Annotated in this window: 16 protein-coding genes and 1 pseudogene; 10 read left to right on the forward strand and 7 right to left on the reverse strand. The window is 71.2% G+C overall.

Annotation, left to right across the window (positions count from 1 at the left end; genetic code table 11):
* Positions 1 to 45: 45 nt before the first annotated feature.
* Positions 46 to 1260 (forward strand): NAD(P)/FAD-dependent oxidoreductase, encoded by a 1215-nt coding sequence (locus tag AB0A90_RS24525; protein WP_357252193.1) that lies wholly within the window; start codon positions 46 to 48, stop codon positions 1258 to 1260.
* Between the two features lie 65 nt (positions 1261 to 1325).
* Here AB0A90_RS24525 and AB0A90_RS24530 read toward each other — a convergent pair whose 3' ends face one another.
* Entirely contained in the window at positions 1326 to 1502 is a 177-nt protein-coding gene (locus AB0A90_RS24530; RefSeq protein WP_357252195.1) for a hypothetical protein, read from the reverse strand.
* A gap of 161 nt (positions 1503 to 1663) precedes the next feature.
* On the opposite strand from AB0A90_RS24530, the gene AB0A90_RS24535 reads away from it, so the two are divergent.
* From AB0A90_RS24535 to AB0A90_RS24555, 5 genes are all read left to right on the forward strand, one after another.
* Positions 1664 to 1918, forward strand: a complete 255-nt coding sequence (locus AB0A90_RS24535; protein ID WP_357252531.1) for a three-helix bundle dimerization domain-containing protein — start codon at positions 1664 to 1666, stop codon at positions 1916 to 1918.
* Positions 1919 to 2133: 215 nt separating this feature from the next.
* On the forward strand, positions 2134 to 6042 hold the full coding sequence (locus AB0A90_RS24540; RefSeq protein WP_357252198.1) for a Pls/PosA family non-ribosomal peptide synthetase: 3909 nt from the start codon (positions 2134 to 2136) through the stop codon (positions 6040 to 6042).
* On the forward strand, positions 6039 to 7376 hold the full coding sequence (locus AB0A90_RS24545) for a M1 family metallopeptidase (protein ID WP_357252534.1): 1338 nt from the start codon (positions 6039 to 6041) through the stop codon (positions 7374 to 7376). Before AB0A90_RS24540 ends, AB0A90_RS24545 begins: the two co-directional genes overlap by 4 nt.
* 227 nt (positions 7377 to 7603) lie before the next feature.
* Positions 7604 to 8284, forward strand: coding sequence for an AraC family ligand binding domain-containing protein (locus AB0A90_RS24550; protein WP_357252201.1), 681 nt, complete (start codon positions 7604 to 7606; stop codon positions 8282 to 8284).
* Positions 8285 to 8346: 62 nt separating this feature from the next.
* Positions 8347 to 8601 carry a hypothetical protein gene (locus tag AB0A90_RS24555; RefSeq protein WP_357252537.1) on the forward strand — a complete coding sequence of 85 codons (255 nt, stop codon included), beginning with the start codon at positions 8347 to 8349 and terminating at the stop codon, positions 8599 to 8601.
* Positions 8602 to 8609: 8 nt separating this feature from the next.
* Here AB0A90_RS24555 and AB0A90_RS24560 read toward each other — a convergent pair whose 3' ends face one another.
* From AB0A90_RS24560 to AB0A90_RS24575, 4 genes and pseudogenes are all read right to left on the reverse strand, one after another.
* Positions 8610 to 8753 (reverse strand): hypothetical protein, encoded by a 144-nt coding sequence (locus AB0A90_RS24560; protein ID WP_357252204.1) that lies wholly within the window; start codon positions 8751 to 8753, stop codon positions 8610 to 8612.
* A gap of 15 nt (positions 8754 to 8768) precedes the next feature.
* A complete protein-coding gene (locus tag AB0A90_RS24565) occupies positions 8769 to 8984 on the reverse strand; it encodes a hypothetical protein (protein WP_357252206.1) in 216 nt (71 codons plus the stop codon).
* A gap of 122 nt (positions 8985 to 9106) precedes the next feature.
* Positions 9107 to 9658, reverse strand: a pseudogene (locus AB0A90_RS24570) (sigma-70 family RNA polymerase sigma factor); the annotation flags it as partial.
* 209 nt (positions 9659 to 9867) lie between these two features.
* Positions 9868 to 10284 carry a transcriptional repressor gene (locus AB0A90_RS24575; RefSeq protein WP_357252209.1) on the reverse strand — a complete coding sequence of 139 codons (417 nt, stop codon included), beginning with the start codon at positions 10282 to 10284 and terminating at the stop codon, positions 9868 to 9870.
* Between the two features lie 434 nt (positions 10285 to 10718).
* Between AB0A90_RS24575 and AB0A90_RS24580 the strand changes: the two genes are divergently transcribed.
* Entirely contained in the window at positions 10719 to 14030 is a 3312-nt protein-coding gene (locus AB0A90_RS24580; protein WP_357252212.1) for a S8 family serine peptidase, read from the forward strand.
* A 123-nt stretch (positions 14031 to 14153) separates the two neighbouring features.
* Positions 14154 to 15035 (forward strand): hypothetical protein, encoded by an 882-nt coding sequence (locus AB0A90_RS24585; RefSeq protein ID WP_357252214.1) that lies wholly within the window; start codon positions 14154 to 14156, stop codon positions 15033 to 15035.
* Between the two features lie 25 nt (positions 15036 to 15060).
* Here AB0A90_RS24585 and AB0A90_RS24590 read toward each other — a convergent pair whose 3' ends face one another.
* The gene (locus AB0A90_RS24590; RefSeq protein ID WP_357252217.1) at positions 15061 to 15702 is read right to left on the reverse strand and encodes an SIMPL domain-containing protein; all 642 of its coding nucleotides are present in this window, start codon (positions 15700 to 15702) and stop codon (positions 15061 to 15063) included.
* Between the two features lie 82 nt (positions 15703 to 15784).
* Positions 15785 to 16015: a hypothetical protein gene (locus tag AB0A90_RS24595; protein ID WP_357252220.1), complete on the reverse strand. Its 231-nt coding sequence runs from the start codon at positions 16013 to 16015 to the stop codon at positions 15785 to 15787.
* A 168-nt stretch (positions 16016 to 16183) separates the two neighbouring features.
* Between AB0A90_RS24595 and AB0A90_RS24600 the strand changes: the two genes are divergently transcribed.
* Both AB0A90_RS24600 and AB0A90_RS24605 read left to right on the forward strand, forming a co-directional pair.
* Entirely contained in the window at positions 16184 to 17410 is a 1227-nt protein-coding gene (locus AB0A90_RS24600; RefSeq protein ID WP_357252223.1) for a sensor domain-containing protein, read from the forward strand.
* Complete coding sequence (locus AB0A90_RS24605) at positions 17398 to 18054, forward strand: response regulator transcription factor (RefSeq protein ID WP_357252226.1); 657 nt, start codon at positions 17398 to 17400, stop codon at positions 18052 to 18054. The genes AB0A90_RS24600 and AB0A90_RS24605 overlap by 13 nt, the downstream gene beginning before the upstream one ends.
* Positions 18055 to 18066 lie beyond the last annotated feature (12 nt).

Consider the following 18066-nt stretch of genomic DNA (forward strand, 5'->3'; position numbering starts at 1 on the left):
TGACTGCACCGATCCGTGGAAAGCCTAGAACAGGAGTGAGAGGGCGTGACCCACGCACTGATCATCGGCGGTGGTGTCGCAGGGCCGACCGCTGCCATCGCACTACAGAAAGTCGGAATCGACGCCACCGTCTACGAGGCGTACCCCACCACGGCTCACGACGTGGGTGCCAGCATGGGCATCTCCCTCAACGGTCTCGACGCGCTACGCACCCTCGACGCGCACACCGTCGTCCGCGATGCCGGCTTCCCCGTCCCTCGCGGCGTCATGTGGCTGGGCAACGGCAGACGCCTCGGCGAAGGACACACCGGCACTCCGCTGCCCGACGGGACGCTCCCGATCGTCATCGGACGCTACGACCTCTACGCCGCGCTGCGGCACGAGGCCCTCCGTCGCGGCGTGCCCATCCACCACGACAAGCGCCTCGCTCACACCGAACCCCGCGGTGATCAGGTCGCCGCGGTGTTCACCGACGGCACGGAAGCTGTCGGCGACCTGCTCATCGGGGCCGACGGCATCGCCTCGACGACCCGGCGCTTCGTAGACCCGCACGCACCACGACCCAGATACGTGGGGCTCATCGGCACGGGCGGGATCACCCGCGAGGCGAGCCCGCGATCCGAACCAGGTGTGATGGACATGGTCTTCGGCAGGCGCGCGTTCTTCGCCTCCATGGCCAGTCCGGACGGCAGCGTCTGGTGGTTCGCCAATCTGCCCTGGGCCGACGAACCCACCGCAGCCGACCTGGCCGCGACCACCGCAGCGCAATGGCAACAGCGACTGCTGCACGTCTTTGCCGGGGACACATCGCCGGCCACGCCGCTCATCCGCGCGACACCGCCGGACTACACGTGGTACCCCCTGCACGACATGCGTGCCCCGAAGCGGTGGCACCGCGGCCGCGTCGTCCTGATCGGTGACGCCGCACATGTCAGCTCACCCAGCTCCGGCCAGGGCGCGTCGATGGCCTTCGAGGACGCCGTGCAACTGGCCCGCTGTCTGCGAGACCGAGACGATCCGACGGCGGCGTTCCACGCGTACCAACGGTTGCGCGCCGAGCGCGTCAGCAAGGTGCTGGCGGGAGCCAGACAGGTCAACCGCAGCAAGGCGGCCACCGGCGTGGGTCGAGTCCTGCGCGACGCGACGTTTCCCCTGTTCATGAGGAAATTCAGTACCCCGGAGGCGTTTGCCTGGCTGTACGACCACCGCATCGACTTCGACCGGCCGATCGACGACCACCCGGCCGCCCACGACCGGTGACGCGGTGCGTCGCCCACTCGTACTCGAGGAGGGACATGAGGGCGGCGCTGCGGATGTTCGCCACGTCACCGATGGGCCAGGAGCGCGGTAGTGATCAGCGCGGCGGCCACCGTCAGACTCAGGGCCAGTAGCGCTCCGGTAAGGCGGTGGTGGAAGGCCGGGCGACGGGCGAGCGGTTGCTGCAGCGCCGACCATGTCGTCGCGCCGAACAGCGTCAACGTGAGGACCACACTAATGATCATGGGATGACCAAACGTCAGGGGAACGAGCCTCCTGCGAACGTCCCACCGACGGAGCGGTAGGACCGGCTCCCGAAGGTGAACTTTGCGCGAACGAATGAATGTCGAGTCGATGCTCGGGGCACCACCTGTGGAGACACTGACGACGACGTGCGAGGTGTGTGATGACCGAACCCGCAGCCAGTGGCGGTCTCGTCGACCCGGAGATCGCCTTGCAACGCCAGGTCGAGACGCTGAAACAACGATTTCCGGAGGCTGACGACGCGGACCTTTCCGCCCGCGTTCACGAGACGCACGCACGCCTCAAGGACGAGGCGACTGTCGACTCGCACCTTGTCGCCCTGACCGAGAAGCAGGTGACAGAGGATCTGCGCAGCGGCGGCGAAACCGTGCACATCCGCAGCGACGACCCGGCCTGAGTAGAGACAGGAGTGTGATCGGTCGTCGACGGCAGGTCGCGGCCGCTCGGTGTTCGCGGAGGGGGATCGCTGTGGTGGTGGACACGAAGCCGTTACGTGGCCCTCTCTTCCGGCCCCGTGCGACGTAGCGTTGAGGGCTGCCCAGGGCGGGTCCGCATGCCGCATGCCTGGTTGACGCCGATCCCTGAGACGAAGATGGTGAACGCCAGGTGCCCGTGACGAGTGATCCCCAGGTGGTCGCGCTACCACCGACAGTCGCCGCACCGGCGGTCCCCGCGGTGTTCCGATCGGCCCCGGCGGCGGCGGGCCGCACGCTTGTCGACATTCTCGACGACTCCGTGCGCGCGCACGCCGAGGCTCTCGCACTCGACGACGGCGCCACGGCACTGACGTACCGCGACCTGGCCGACGAGGTCGAGGCCGTCCGGAGGTCGCTGGCCGGACACGGCATCGGTGTCGGCGACCGCGTGGGCGTCCGGCTCACCTCCGGTACGGCCGAGCTGTACCTGGCGATCCTCGGCGTTCTCGCGGCGGGCGCGGCCTACGTGCCGGTGGACGCGGACGATCCCGAGGAACGCGCCGAGCTCGTCTTCGCCGAGGCGGGAGTCGCGGCGGTGCTCGGTGACGGGCTGGCGGTGTCGGTGCGTCGTACTCCCGTGGGTCGGATCGGCCGACCCGGCCCGGACGACGACGCCTGGATCATCTTTACCTCCGGCTCGACGGGCACCCCGAAGGGTGTGGCGGTCCACCACGGCGCGGCTGCGGCTTTCGTCGACGCCGAGGCGCTGTTGTTCCTCGCCGACGAGGCCAGCGAGGCGATCGGCCCGCAGGACCGGGTCCTGGCCGGGCTGTCGGTGGCGTTCGACGCGTCCTGCGAGGAGATGTGGCTGGCGTGGCGGCACGGCGCCTGCCTGGTGCCGGCCGCGCGGTCGCTGGTCCGCAGCGGCGTCGACCTCGGTCCGTGGCTGGCCGAGCAGCGCATCTCGGTGGTGTCGACGGTCCCGACGCTCGCCGCGCTGTGGCCGGTCGAGGCGCTGGAGGAGGTCCGGCTGCTGATCTTCGGTGGCGAGGCCTGCCCACCGGAGCTGGCGCAGCGCCTGGCCGTCGAGGGCCGCGAGGTCTGGAACACCTACGGACCGACCGAGGCGACAGTGGTCGCCTGCGCCGCCCGGATGACCGGCGAGGGACCGGTCCGCATCGGGTTGCCGCTGGCCGGCTGGCAGCTCGCCGTGGTGGACGCCTCCGGCGCTCCGGTCGCGATGGGTGAGACCGGCGAGCTGGTCATCGGCGGGGTGGGGCTCGCCCGCTACCTGGACCCGGGCAAGGACGCCGAGAAGTTCGCGGCGCTGCCCGCGCTCGGCTGGCAGCGGGCGTACCGCAGCGGTGACATCGTCCGGGCGGAGCCCGAGGGGCTCCTGTTCGTCGGCCGCGGTGACGAACAGGTGAAGCTCGGCGGACGCCGGATCGAGCTGGGTGAGATCGACGCCGCACTGCAGGCGCTGCCCGACGTCGCCGGGGCCGCCGCGGCGGTGCGGCGCACCGCCGCGGGCAACCAACTACTGGTGGGGTACGTCGTTCCGCACGACGGCGTCACCTTCGATGCCGCGTCGGCGGCGCTGCGGATCCGGGAGCAGTTGCCGGCCGCTCTCGTGCCGCTGCTGGCCGTGGTGGACGCGTTGCCGACCCGGACGTCCGGCAAGGTGGATCGGGCCGCGCTGCCCTGGCCGCTGGCCACCGGGCAGGACACCGCGGGCGAGCTGACCGCGACGGAGGAGTGGCTCGCCGGCGGTTGGGCGGAGATCCTGGGTGTACGCCCCACCGAGGCGGACGCCGACTTCTTCACCCACGGCGGCGGCAGCCTGAACGCGGCGCAACTGGTGGCCTGGATCCGACGCCGGCACCCGCGGGTCTCGGTGGCCGACATCTACCTCCACCCGAAACTGTCGCGGCTCGCGGGTGTGCTCGACGCGCTCGACACCACGGCGGCGACGCGCCGGGAGGTCCGGCCGACGCCGAGGCGCGCCGGGCTGATCCAGGCGGCGATGTTGGTGCCGATGCTCGCGCTGGTCGGGCTGCGCTGGCTGACCGTCCTGGCCGCCCTCGGCAACGTCCTCGCCCTGTTCGCGCCGGCACCCTGGGCACCTGTCGTGTCCTGGTGGTGGGTGGCGTTGGGTTGGCTCCTGCTGTTCAGCCCGGTGGGCCGGATCGCCGTGGCCGCCGCGGGAGCGCGACTGCTACTGCGTGGGGTTCGCCCCGGCAGCTACCCGCGCGGTGGCGGCGTGCACCTTCGGTTGTGGGCCGCCGAACGTCTCGCCGAGCTGACCGGCGCCACAAGCGTCGCCGGGGCATCCTGGACGATCACTTATGCCCGGGCGCTCGGCGCGTCCATCGCTCCCGACGTCGACCTGCACTCCGCACCGCCGGTCACCGGCCTGCTGAAACTGGGCCGCGGCGCGGCGATCGAGCCTGAGGTCGACCTCTCCGGCCACTGGGTCGACGGCGATGTCGTCCATGTCGGTCGGGTCCGCGTCGGCGCGGGCGCCCGGGTCGGTTCCCGCAGCACCCTGATGCCCGGCGCCCGCATCGGCAAGGGCGCGCGCATCGCCGCCGGGTCGACCGTGACCGGCGCCGTACCGGCGAATCAGCGCTGGGCCGGCTCACCCGCCACACCCGCTGCCAAGGATCCCGCCGAATGGCCCGGTCAGCGGCCCCCGCGAACGCGACTTCGGTCCCGCGGCTGGCCGATCGCGTACGCGCTGACCGCCCAACTGCTGGGGCTGGTGCCGGTCGTGGCCGCCCTGCCGGCGATCGCCCTGCTCGGCTGGACGCTCGCCGTCCGGCCGACTGTCGGCGCGGTGTTGACCGCCGTCGCGGTGGCGACCGTCGCCTACCTGTTGGGCTACGCGCTGCTGGTGCTCGGGGCCGTCCGGGCGCTCAGCATCGGCCTGCGTGCCGGATACCACCGGGTGCAGGGGCGGGTGGCGTGGCAGGTCTGGACGACCGAGCGGCTGATGGGGATGGCGCGGGTCGGGCTGTTCCCGCTCTACGCCAGCCTCTTCACGCCGGTGTGGCTTCGGCTGCTGGGCGCCAAGGTGGGACGCGGGGTGGAGGCTTCCACAGTGCTCGCACTGCCGGCGATGACCACTGTCGCCGACGGGGCCTTCCTGGCCGACGACACCATGGTCGCGACCTACGAGCTGAGCCACGGGTGGCTGCGCGTCGCCCCGGCCCGCATCGGTAAGCAGGCGTTCCTCGGCAACTCAGGAATGGCGGCCCCCGGGCGTTCGGTGCCCAAGCGCGGGCTCGTCGGCGTGTTGTCGTCGGCGCCGTTCAAGGCGAAGAAGGGCTCGTCGTGGCTCGGCGCGCCGCCGATGCCGCTGCGCCGGACCGTGGAAGCCGCCGACACCAGCCGCACCTTCGACCCGCCACTCCGGCTGAAGCTGGCCCGGGCCGCGATCGAGCTGTGCCGGATCGTCCCGGTGATGTGCGCCGGCGCCCTGGCGGTCGGCGTCCTGGCCGTACTCGCGATCGTCTGGCGGGCCGGCGGGGGGTGGGCGGCCGCGCTCGCCGCCGGGCCGGTGCTGCTCGGCGCGGCGATCACCGCCGCCGCCATCGCGACGGCCGCGAAGTGGCTGCTGGTCGGACGCTTCCGGGTCGCCGAGCGCGCGCTGTGGACGTCCTTCGTCTGGCGCAACGAACTCGCCGACACGTTCGTCGAGGCCCTCGCCGCGCCGTGGCTGGCCCGCTTCGCGACCGGCACGCCACTGCTCACGGCCTGGCTGCGCACGCTCGGTGCGAAGATCGGCCGGGGCGTCTGGCTGGAGACCTACTGGCTGCCCGAGTACGACCTGGTGCGCCTCGGCGACGGCGCCACGGTGAACCGCGGTTGTGTGGTGCAGACCCACCTGTTCCATGATCGTGTGATGAGCATGGACGAGGTGACACTGGGCGCGGGAGCCGCGCTGGGTCCGCACGGCATCGTCCTGCCCGGCGCGAGCATCGGCGCGCGGACCACCGTCGGACCCGGTTCACTGGTGACCCGCGGCGACGCCGTGCCGAGCGACAGCCGGTGGCTGGGCAACCCGATCACCACCTGGCCGGCGCCAGCGGCACGGTCGGCATGAATCCGAAGACGGCGTCGAGCGGCGCAACGCCCGGCGCCGGTCGTTCCGGCGACTCCTACCTGCCCGAGCACGGCAACGGCGGCTACCGGGTGCGGCACTACGACCTCGACCTCGACTACCGGGTCATGTCGAACCGGCTCGGCGGCCGGGCCGACATCACCGCGGTGGCCACACAGTCGCTCTCCCGGTTCACCCTCGACCTCGGTCGGCTCCGCGTCCAGGACGTCCGAGTGGACGGGCGCCCGGCGAAGTACCTGCACCGCCCGGACAAACTACAGATCAAACCCGAGCGGCCGATCAACGCCGGGGACACCTTCCGGGTGGACATCCGGTACGCGGGGAAGCCGGTGCCCATCTCCGGCCGCTGGGGCACCCTCGGGTGGGAGGAGCTCACCGACGGGGTGCTCGTGGCCAGCCAGCCGAACGGGTCGCCGTCGTGGTTCCCGTGCGATGACCAGCCCGGCGCCAAGGCGACCTTCCGGGTGGCGGTCACGGCTCCCTCCCCGTACACGGTGTTGGTGACCGGTGATCCCGTGCACCATCGCCGGGGCGCGGGCGGCACGACGTGGGTGTACGAGCGGCGCGAGCCCACCTCGCCGTACCTGATGAGCGTCCAGATCGGGCGCTACGAGATGGTGGACCTCGCGGTCGGTGCGGTGGTGCAGCGCGCCGCGATCCCGCCCGCGCTGCGCCGGGACGTCGCCCACGACTTCGGCCGGCACGGCCAGATCATGTCGGCGCTGCAGCGACTCTTCGGGCCGTACCCCTTCCGGGAGTATGTCGTCGTGGTCGCCGACGACGACCTCGACGATCCGGTCGAAGCGCAGGGCATGGCGGTCTTCGGGCGCAACCACGTCGACGGGCGGCGCACGCACGAGCGGCTCGTGGTGCACGAGCTGGCCCACCAGTGGTTCGGCAACAGCCTCACGGTGGCGGACTGGCGGCACATCTGGCTCAACGAGGGCTTCGCCACGTACGCCGAGTGGCTGTGGTCCGGCGTCTGCGGCGACCTGCCCACCGACGCCCTGGCCGCGCGGTGGTACGCGTGGGTCGCGGATCGCCCGCGCACCGTCGTCGTCGCGGATCCCGGCGTCGACCGGATGTTCGACCCGCTTGTCTACAAGCGGGGCGCGCTCACGGTGCACGCCCTGCGCAAGAGGGTCGGCGACGAGTCGTTCTTCGCGCTCCTGCGAGGCTGGGTCGCCGAGCACCGACACGCGACGGTGACGACCGAGCAGTTCCGTCTGCACGCCCAGCGCTTCGCCCGCGAGCCCCTGGACGATCTGTTCGCCGCCTGGCTCGACAGCCCGGCGCTGCCTCCACCGCCTCGCTGACCAGGCCGGACGCGAAAAGTTGGAGACGGGTGCCCTTGCCCGACTGCTTGACCAAGGACACCCGCCGAATCGCCTTGGCAACAGCCGGACGAGGCGATCTACCTGCTGCATATCCGCAGCACGGGTGGTACCACCAGACAGCGGGCGGCGATCTACGCCTGGCGCGAAGGTGATGCGTATCGTGGCTGGGGACCGTCGCCGAGAGTATGGACGGGAGAGGGCTGGACATGACAGATGGCACGGTCTACTCCGGCTCACACTGGCAGCGCTACGCCACCAACGACACCGATGAGGCGCACGCCTACATCCGGCGGGCATTCCTCGACATCAAGGTGCGGTCGTCCGGTGTGGGCCGCGACGGAGCCGGCCTGCGCACCGTCACCACCGCGCTCGCCGACCTCGGCGTGACCCGGCTGCACTACTCGGCGCACACCCAGGCCCGGACGGCCCCGGACGGCGATCTGAACATCACCCACCTGGTGGGCGGGCGCTTCACCATCGCCAGGGACAAGGACGAATACCGGTTACGGCCCGGGGACGTGATGCTGATCCTGCCGGACCAATCCGCGGACCTCGCCTACGACGACGTCGACACGTTGGTCGCCCGCCTCCCCCGCGCCCTGCTCGAAGAGGTCGCCCACGCGCAGACCGGCATCAGCAGCGCCGACCTGCGCTTCGACAGCTCCCGGCCGATCTCGGCGGCGCTCGGTCGGCACTGGACCCAGACCGTCTCCCACCTGACCCGCAGCGTGCTGTCCGACCCTGCCCTGATGGCCAACCCGCTGGTCGCCGGGACCACCCGCCACCTGCTCGCGGCGACGGCCCTTACCGTGTTCCCAACACCGCCCACGCCGCGACCCTGCGCCCCGCCGGCGGGGTCACCCCGCAGGCGTTACGCCGAGCCGTGAGCTACATCGACGACCATGCGGACCGGCCGATCACGGTCGACCAGGTCGCCGCCGCGGCCGGTGTGCGTCCCCGGGCTCTGCAACTCGCGTTCCGCCGCCACCACGACACGACACCGATGCGGTACGTCCGCGAGGTCCGCCTCGAACGCGCGCACCGCGCCCTGCGGGCCGCCGACCCGACCACCGGTGCCACCGTCGCCATTGATCGCCAGACGCTGGGGCTTCACCCACCTCGGACGCTTCAGCACCGACTACCGCGCCGCCTACGGGTGCAGCCCCAGCCACACCCTGCGCACCTGACGCCCGCCTCGAGGTGATCGATGGTTCAGGTCGTGAGGGCGACCTTCAGCCAGCCCGGGTCGCGGTCCTGGAACTGGCGGTACGCCTGCAGCACGTCGGTCATCGGTTCGTGTCTGTTCAGCAGCTGTGCCGGGTCGACGGTGCCGTTGGTTAGTGGGTGGCGGGCCACCGCGAACCCATCGGGTCACGGCCGAGCGTGCAACTCGCCCTGGTGCCCGACGCCGCCGTGCCCCTGGACACCGCCGCACCGGAACTCGCCCGCCGCTGACTCCTCCTCCCCCAACCCGCCGTCCCGGCGCGCCTGCCCGACCTGCTGCTGCCCCGTCGCGAAATCCGCGACCGGCAGTTGACTCGCCCCGAAATCGAAGCCGCCCGCCGTCAGCGTCCGACTGATGGGCACTCCCCGGTTCCGCGGCGACGCCCGTGATGCACCGGCACCACCCGTGCGGCGCCGGTACGGCGAGGGCGCCATTGGTCCCTGCGGCGGCCGGATCCACCGACCGCCGCAGGCAACCTGCTTCCTCAGGGGGTGGCAGTGAACTGCACCCTCAGCTTGGCCAGCGCGCGGGTCAGCAGGCGGGAGACGTGCATCTGTGACACCCCGATCTCCTCGGCGATGCCCTGCTGGGTCAGGTTGCCGTGAAAGCGCAGTGCGACGACCTTCCGCTCCCGGTCGTCAAGGCGCGCGAGGGCCGAGGTGAGAGCCACCTTCAGCTCGGCGAGGGCGAGTTCGTTGTCGTCGCCGCCGAGGGTGTCGCCCAACTCCCTGGACGAGGTGCCATCGCCGATCGGGGTGGACAGTGAGACCGCGTTGTAGGCGCGGGCGCCTTCCAGTCCTTCGAGGACTTCCTCCTCCGTGAGGTCGAGATGTCGGGCGATGTCGGCGACGGTCGGCGAGCGGCCCAGCAGCTGGGTGAGGCTGTTGTTGGCCTCGGCGATGGCCATGCGCCGCTCCTGCAGCCGTCGGGGAACCCGGACGTCCCAGGTGCGGTCACGGAAGTGGCGCTTGATCTCTCCCACGACGGTGGGGATCGCGTAGCTGGCGAACTCGATCCCCCGCGTCGGGTCGAACCTCACGCGTACTCAGGCCGGGCCGAATTCGCCGCCCAACTCTTGGTCAGCAGGTCCAGGGCGGCTTTGCTCGCCATAGAACGGCAGGCCCGGGAGCGCGACAGCGCACCTACCACGACCCGTTCGCCGGCTGCGTCCCCCTCACGGGTCGAGAAGTTCCGCCAGCAGTACGCCCGCCGCAGGCCCAGGGCACGTGACCATCGGACTTACGTTCAGCGGACGCACTCGGCGCAGGTGCCGAAGATCTCCAGGGTGTGACCGACGTCCACGAACCCGTGCTGGGCGGCAACCTGGTCGGCCCACCGCTCCACGGCCGGACCGGCCACCTCGACGGTGCGCCCACAGTCTCGGCAGACCAGGTGGTGGTGGTGTTTGCTCTGGCTGCACCGGCGGAAGAGTTGTTCGCCGCCCGGCAGCCGAGTCGAGTCGATCTCGCCGGCGTCCACCAGCAGTTGCAGGGTTCGATAGACGGTGGTCAGGCCGACCCCCGCCTTACGCGCCAGCAGCATCTGGTGCAGTTGCTGCGCCGAGTGGAAGCCCTCCACCTCGCGCAACAGCGCCAGTACCTCTGCCCGCTGTCGGGTGTTCCGGGTCACACTCGGCATCGCCTGGTTCACCGTGGCCGCCATCCTCCCGTGATGTCGGGCCGCCGGCCTGCCGCTTGCGACACGTCGCCTCGCTACCCGTCGGACCATTATGCGTGCGCGTGAGCGTCGCCGCGCCATCTCGCGACCCCGCCTTCTGTGCCACCGCGGGGCAGCGCAGATCGACCCGCCGCAGATCGAACGCCGGGCGCACGGTAACGGAAACCGAAACGAGTGCCGATAGGGCGGCGGGTGTGACAGCGCGACAGCACCGCAGCGTAGCGATGGCCGATTTTGGTCAGGCGACATCCTTCGAGGTCATGGCGGTCGATCTCATCCCCGCCGCGAAGGGGCACGCTGGCGACGTCACGGAGAGATCACAACGTCGAACCATCTATCGACATCGACTACCAACACCACGAAGGATCGCTCACGCGTGCCCTGTCATCTCAGGGCCCTGTTCTCTGGAGGAAGAGAACGTGAGTAGACCCCGCAACCTGAGCAGGCGTACCTCCGCCGCGCTCTTCGCATCGGTCCTGGCGGCCGGCGCCATGACCGTGCCGGGTGGTGCCGCCACCGCGAGCGCCGCTCCCTCCACCCCCGACACTCCGGCGGCGACCCCCGCGGAGGCGTTAGGCTCGCACGACGCCAAGCTGCTCGCGCAGGCCGAGGCGAAGCACGCGCCGACGGTCACCCTGATCGTCGCGGCCGAGAAGGGCCAGAGCAAGGCCGTCGTCGACGGCGTCGAGGCCCTCGGCGGCGCGGTCAACCGGCGTTTCGACCAGATCGGCTACGTCCTGGCCACCGTGCCCACCAGCAAGGTGCTCAAGGCCGCCAGGCTGCCGGGCGTCGCCGCCATCGACCTGGACGAGGTCATCCAGCTACCGGACCCGACCGCCGGTGCCGCGGCCTCCGGTGCGAAGGCCGCCGCGCAGGGTGCGACGCTCAGCGGTCCGGGCGCGGGCACCGGCGCGGTGAACCCGTACATGCCGACGAACGAGACCGGCGCGGAGTCCTTCAAAGCGGCTCATCCGCAGTGGGACGGCCGGGGGGTGACCATCGGCATCATGGACTCCGGCATCGACCTGGATCAGCCGGCGCTGCAGAAGACCACGACCGGTGAGCGGAAGATCGTCGACTGGGTCACCGCCACCGACCCCGTGACCGAGAACGACGGCACCTGGCGGCGCATGGTCACCGAGGTCACCGGACCCTCGTTCAGCGCGGGCGGCGCGACGTGGACCGTGCCAGCGGGCACCTACACGTTCAACCTGTTCCGCGAGTCGATCACCGCCGCCAGCGACCCGGCGGGTGACGTCAACCGCGACGGGGACACCACCGACGCGTGGGGCGTGCTGTACAACCCGCAGACCCACGACATCTGGGTCGACGTCGACCAGGACAACAGCTTCACCGACGAGACGCTGATGCGCCCGTACCGGGAGCGCTTCGACGTCGGGCACTTCGGCACCGACAACCCCGCCACCGCCGTACGGGACCAGATGCCCTTCGTGGTCGAGTACCGCGAGGACGTCGACATCGCCCCGGGCGACGGAAAGCCCGGCCCGTACGCCGACTACGTCAACATCGGCATCATCGAGGCCACCCACGGCACCCACGTCGCCGGCATCACCGCCGCCAACGACATGCTCGGCAACACCGCCTTCGACGGCGCCGCCCCCGGCGCCAAGCTCGTCTCCGCCCGGGCCTGCTCCTGGGGTGGCGGCTGCACCACCGCGGCGCTGACCACCGGCATGGCCGACCTGGTCATCAACCGGCACGTCGACGTGGTCAACATGTCCATCGGCGGCCTGCCGACGCTCAACGACGGTGCGAACGCCCGCGCGCAGCTCTACAACGACCTGATCACCACCTACGGCGTGCAGATGTTCATCTCCGCCGGCAACTCCGGACCGGGCCTGAACACCGTCGGCGACCCCTCGGTCGCCGAGAACGTCGTCAGCGTCGCCGCGAACATCAGCAAGGACACCTGGCTGGCCAACTACGGCTCGGTGGTCACGAAGAAGAACGCGCTGTTCAACTTCTCCTCCCGCGGCCCGCGCGAGGATGGTGGCTTCAAGCCGAACATCACCGCTCCCGGGTCGGCGATCTCCACCGCGCCGACCTGGCAGCCGGGCATCCCCGTTGCCGAGGCCGGCTACGCGCTGCCGCCGGGCTACCAGATGCTCAACGGCACGTCGATGGCCTCCCCCCAGGCCGCCGGCGCCGCCGCTCTGCTGCTCTCCGCCGCCAAGGCCACCGACAAGGGTGTCACCCCGGCCGCGCTGCGCCGGGCCATCTACACCTCCGCCAAGCCCATCGCGGGCGTGGCGACGTACGCGCAGGGCTACGGCATGTTCAACGTCGCCGGCGCGTGGAAGCTGCTCGCCAAGACCGTCGAGACCCGCTCGTACGTCTCCGACGCCCCGGTCTGCACCGAACTGTCGGAGAACCTCACCCGCTACGACCGCGACCTGAGCCGGTTCGTCCCCAACCCGAACCGCGGCGCCGGCGTCTACAACCGCTGCACCGCGGCCGAGGGCGGGCACAAGGTCGGCCAGAGCCGCACCTACCCGGTCAAGGTCACCCGGACCAGCGGACCGGCCGGAACCATCAGCCACAAGCTGGCCCTGCGCGGCAACGACGGCACCTTCACCGCACCCAGGACGGTCGCGCTCCCGCTGAACAAGACCGTCACGATCCCGGTCACCGCCAAGCCGTCGACCACCGGCGCGCACGGCGCGATCCTGACCGTGGACGACCCGAAGACCTCGGTGCTCGACTTCGAGGTCTCCGCCGTCGTGGTGGCCGCCACCACCGTCACCAAGCCCAGCTACTCGTTCTCCGCCGAGGGCTCGGTGGCGCGCAACAGCTTCACCTCGTACTTCATCACCGTGCCGGCCGGCGCGGGGGCGCTGCAGGTGAACCTGTCCGGCATCGCCACCGGGTCGCAGACCCGGTTCATCGCCATCAACCCCTACGGCGTACCGGTGGAGAGCACGGCCAGCACCGCCTGCTACACCAACTACTCCGACGCCGCCGCCTGCAAGCCGCAGGAGCGCGACTACCAGAACCCGATCGCCGGGGTCTGGGAGATCGAGGTGGAGGCACGGCGGACCTCCCCGGCGTTGAACAACCCGTTCCAGTTGCAGGCGCGGGTGCAGGGCGTGCAGGTCGAGCCGGCCGTGATCGAACTGCCGACGCTCACCGCCGGCCAGCCGACCCCGGCGACCTGGACGCTGACCAACACCTTCGGCCCGGTCGCGGTGACCGGTCAGGGTGGTCCACTGTCCAGCGTGCACGCCGAGCGGCCGACCATCGCCGAGGGCGCCCAGCAGGAGTACCTGGTGGACGTTCCGGGCGGTGCCAGCAGGTTCACGGCTCGGATCGGAAACACCGCCAACCTGGGCGCCGACCTGGACCTGACGGTGTTCCGCGGCGACGCGCAGGTCGGCCAGGCCGCCGACGGTGACTCCGAGGAAGCGGTCACCATCGCCAACCCGCCGGCGGGAACCTACCGGGTCGTCGTCGACGGGTACGCCGTCGACGGACCGAACACCAGCACCGCCTACGACTACCGGGACTCGTTCTCGGCATCATCGCTGGGCACGCTGGACACCCCGCCGACCCCGCTCGCCCTGCCCAACGGCGCCACCGCCACCCTCACCGGGACGGTGACCGCGCAGTCCGCCCCGAGCGCCGGGCGTGAGCTGTACGGCGAACTGGCCGTCGTCACCAACGACGGCGCGGTCGTCGGACGCGGCGCCGTCTCCATCGGCACCGTCAACTGATCCATCCGCACCGCGTGGGAGCCCATCCCCGATCTCCTGGGCTGGGCTCCCACGCACCGCGACCCGGGGCCGACGCGACAGCGACATGTCCCGAGGTGGATCGCCGCGGTTAGGGTGTCCAACGTGGACCTCGCGGACCTGTTGATCGATCCGGTGAACAAGGGCTTCGCCAGCCTGGACGCGTCTCTGCTGCCGGAGCTACGGGCGATCCGCCGCGATGGTCCAGCTCGGGCCCGGCGTCCCGCGCTGCTTGCCTTGCTGCACCTCGGCGGCGAAGGGGCGCTCGACCCCGCTGACCTGGCCGTGCTGCGGCGGCTCATCACGATCAAGCTTCCCCACGACCGGCCGTACTCGATTGATGGCTGCTTCAACTCGTGGCTGACCGTGCGTGGCGGTGATCAGCAGGAGATCATGCAGGTGCTTGGTTTGACCAGGTCCGCGCCCGCCACCTACGGCCTCGGCGAGACGCTCGTCGCTCACCTCGGTCACGGCGGACCCGACGGTTCCCGTACGTGGCGACACGTATTCATCTCGCCGTTGCTCAACGGGTGGACAGTGGTCTCCGGCCCGAGTTGCGATCCCGACGGCGAACCTCAGGTTGAAGAGTGGGTCCAGGAGCTGAGTTCCCGGTACGGCGACACGCAGGCCTACTTCTACGGCAACCAGGGCGACGGCGACGCGTGGCTGGTCGGCTCGCGCGGGCAGATCATCCGCCGTTTCAGCAGTGCGAAGCCGGAAACGGCGACCGGTGAGCCGCTGCCGATCGAGCAGCGCACCGTGGCGCGTCTCGGTCTCACCGGGCCGCCGGAACGGCTTGAGGCCGAAGAGCTGTGGGACTTCGTCGGTGAGTGCGGGGCGCCGCAGGTCGCGGCCGAGGTGAGCATCGACCCGGTGTCCACCGGCTGGCCCGATGACCTCGACGTGCACGGTCGGCCGCTGATCGCCTGGCCCGAGTCGGACGACGACGTCAGCATCCTCCGCGACTGCTACGTCTTCCGCATCTGAGGTGATCAGCAAAGCTCCGAACACGTCAGTCACGGGCTACGGCGTAGCCAAGCACCACGGCGGCGGACACCACGACGTGGCCTGGGGCGAGGTCTTGGGCGCTCGTCGCGGCGGCTTCGGCGTGGCTGCGGTAGCGGGAAGCGCCCGGCTGCTCCGGGTCCACGTCCTCAATGTGCAGGACCGCACCGATGCGTACGCCGGCGGCCTCGGCGTACAACTCGGCCTTCGCGCGGGCCGCGGCCACCGCCTCGCGCCGAGCCTCGGCCCGTAGTTCGCGCTTGCCGGTGACGTCGAACTCGACGCTCTCGATCTCGTTGGCGCCCGCCGCGACGATGTCGATCAGCAGTTGCTCGACGTCGTCCAGGACGCCGGACTGGATCGCGAAGGCCGCCTGGCACTGGTAGCCGATGAACTTGCGTGACCCGTCCGTGTATTCGGTGGCGGTCTTCAGGTCCAGGCGCGAACCCTCGACCGCCGCGTCGGCTATCCCGTGCTCCCGCAGCGCGCCGCGCACGGCCCGCACGGCTATGCGAGCCGCCTCGAACGCGGCGGCCGGGACCTGCTCTACCCGGACGATTTTGAACCTGACGCGCACAAGATCCGGTAGGGCCTTCACGCTCGCCGCACCGAACGCGGTGATGCCCCAGGGATGTTCCACCATCTGCATGAACGCCGATCCAACCAGACTGTCCCCCGGCCCGTACTCCCGGTACGCGTTCTTGGGCGCGACGAGAGGTGGGGTTTCGTCGTTACGACTCTCGCGCCCGGTTGCGGCGGTGGTGGACGGTCAGCGCGACCGCGCAGAGCACCACCACCAGGCCGAACGCCGAGCTGAGCCACTGGTTGTCCACCGCGGTCGACAGCACCACGTTGGCCGCCGCGCTGACGAAGAGCACCAGCCACAGCAGTGGGCGGAGCAGGCCGCCCGGCTTCTTCGGCGCGGCGACCGGGGCCTCGGTGATGCGGTACGGATCGGTCATGACTGCCTCCTCGGGCGTTCGTTCCTCGACGCCGTCAACGCTAGGCGGGCGGCGCGGCGGGAACGATCCCGCCAGCTCGACGACAGTGGTACAGCAGGCTGCACCTTCCACGCCGAGCGTTGCCGGGCCGGGCCCCCGGTGGCCTATGTTGGCGGAGGAGGTGGGTCGATGGCGTACGTGCGGGGCCGGGTTCGCGCCTCGGTCGACGCCCTGGAGCACCTCGTCGGAGGGCTGGGCACCGCCACCCTGGCGTTGGGCGCGCTGCTCTGGGCGGCGATCGTGGCGGTGACCTGCCTGGTCGGGGTGGGGCTGCTGGCGGCGCCCGGTGCGTTGCGGGCGGTGCGCTCGGTGGCCGACCGGGAGCGTGCCCGGCTGTCCCGCTGGGGCGAGCCCATCCCCACGCCGGGACCGGTGCCGGTCGGGTTGCGGACGGCGACGCGTGATCCCTTCGTGCGCCGGGAGCTGGGCTGGGTCGGGCTGCACTCGCTCATCGGCCTGGTGACCGGGCTGGTCGGCCTCGTGCTGCCCCTCTCCGCCGTCCAGTACGTCACGTTCCCGCTGTATTACCGGCTGCTCCCGGCTGATGCCGGCGAGCCGGGGATCGTCTGGTGGCGCGTCGACGGATTGTCCGAGGCACTCGTGGTCGGGTTGCTCGGGGTGGGCTGGCTGGCCGCCGCGATCTGGTGCAGCCCGGCCCTGGCCCGCCTCCAGGCGTGGCCGGGCCGGTTGCTGCTGCCGCCGCCGCCGGGTGTCGACCTGTCGCTGCGGGTGGCCGAGCTGACCGCCACCCGCGCCGCGGCGCTGGACGCCCACGCTGTCGAACTGCGCCGGATCGAGCGGTCGTTGCACGACGGCACCCAGAACCGGTTGGTCGCGGTCAACGTGTTGCTGGGTGCCGCGCGGCGGGCCGCGCGCCGCAATCCGGACCGCGTCGACGAGATCCTCGGGCAGGCGCAGGACGCTGCGGAGCAGGCGCTCGGCGAGCTGCGTACGGTGGTGCGCGGAATCCTGCCACCGGTGCTGGACGACCGGGGTCTCGCCGGCGCGTTGGCGGGCCTGGCCGGCAGTTGCGTGGTGCCCTGCCGACTCGAGGTGGACGTGACGGTGCGGTGCGCGGCCTCGGTCGAGGCCACCGCGTACTTCGTGGTGGCCGAGGCGCTGACCAACGTCGTCCGGCACAGCGGTGCGAGCCGGGTGGACGTGGCGGTGCGCCGCGAGCGCGGCCGGCTGCTGGTGTGCGTTGAGGACGACGGGCACGGCGACGCGGACGAGGCGCGCGGCTCGGGGCTCACCGGTATCCGCCGGCGGGTCGAGGCGTACGACGGCCGAATGACACTGACGAGCCCGCCGGGCGGGCCGACGAGAATGGACGTGGAGCTGCCATGCGGATCGTGATCGCCGAGGACGACCCGCTGCTGCGTGAGGGGTTGGCTCTGCTGCTGCGGGCGGAGGATCTGGACGTGGTCGCCACGGCCGGTACTCCGGGCGAGTTCCTGGTCGCCGTCGACGAACACGCACCGGACGTCGCGATCGTGGACGTACGGATGCCGCCGACCCACACCGACGAGGGCATCGTGGCCGCGGTGGAGGCCCGGCGGCGGCGCCCCGGCCTCGCGGTGCTGGTCCTGTCGGCGTACGTGGAGCAGGCGTTCGCCACCGACCTGTTCTCGGTCGGCGCCGTCGGGCTCGGTTATCTGTTGAAGGAGCGGGTGGGCCGGGTCGAGGAGTTCCTCGCCGCGCTGCACCGCGTCGCGGACGGCGGCAGCGTGATCGACCCGGAGGTGGTGGCGCAGCTGCTCGCCCGCAACCGCCGGACGGACACGGCGCTGAGCGAGCTGTCGCCGCGTGAGCGTGAGGTGCTGGGGCTGATGGCCGAAGGGCTCGGCAACGGCGCGATCGCCGAGCGGCTGTTCGTCACCGACGGCGCGGTACACAAGCACATCCGCAGCATCTTCGCGAAGCTTCAGCTTCCACCGGACGACCAGGCCGACCGCCGGGTCACCGCGGTGCTGCGTTTCCTGGACGGCGGTCGGCGGTAGCGCCTGCTGTAC

It is taken from the genome of Micromonospora sp. NPDC049204, assembly GCF_040647935.1.
Lineage (GTDB): Bacteria > Actinomycetota > Actinomycetes > Mycobacteriales > Micromonosporaceae > Micromonospora.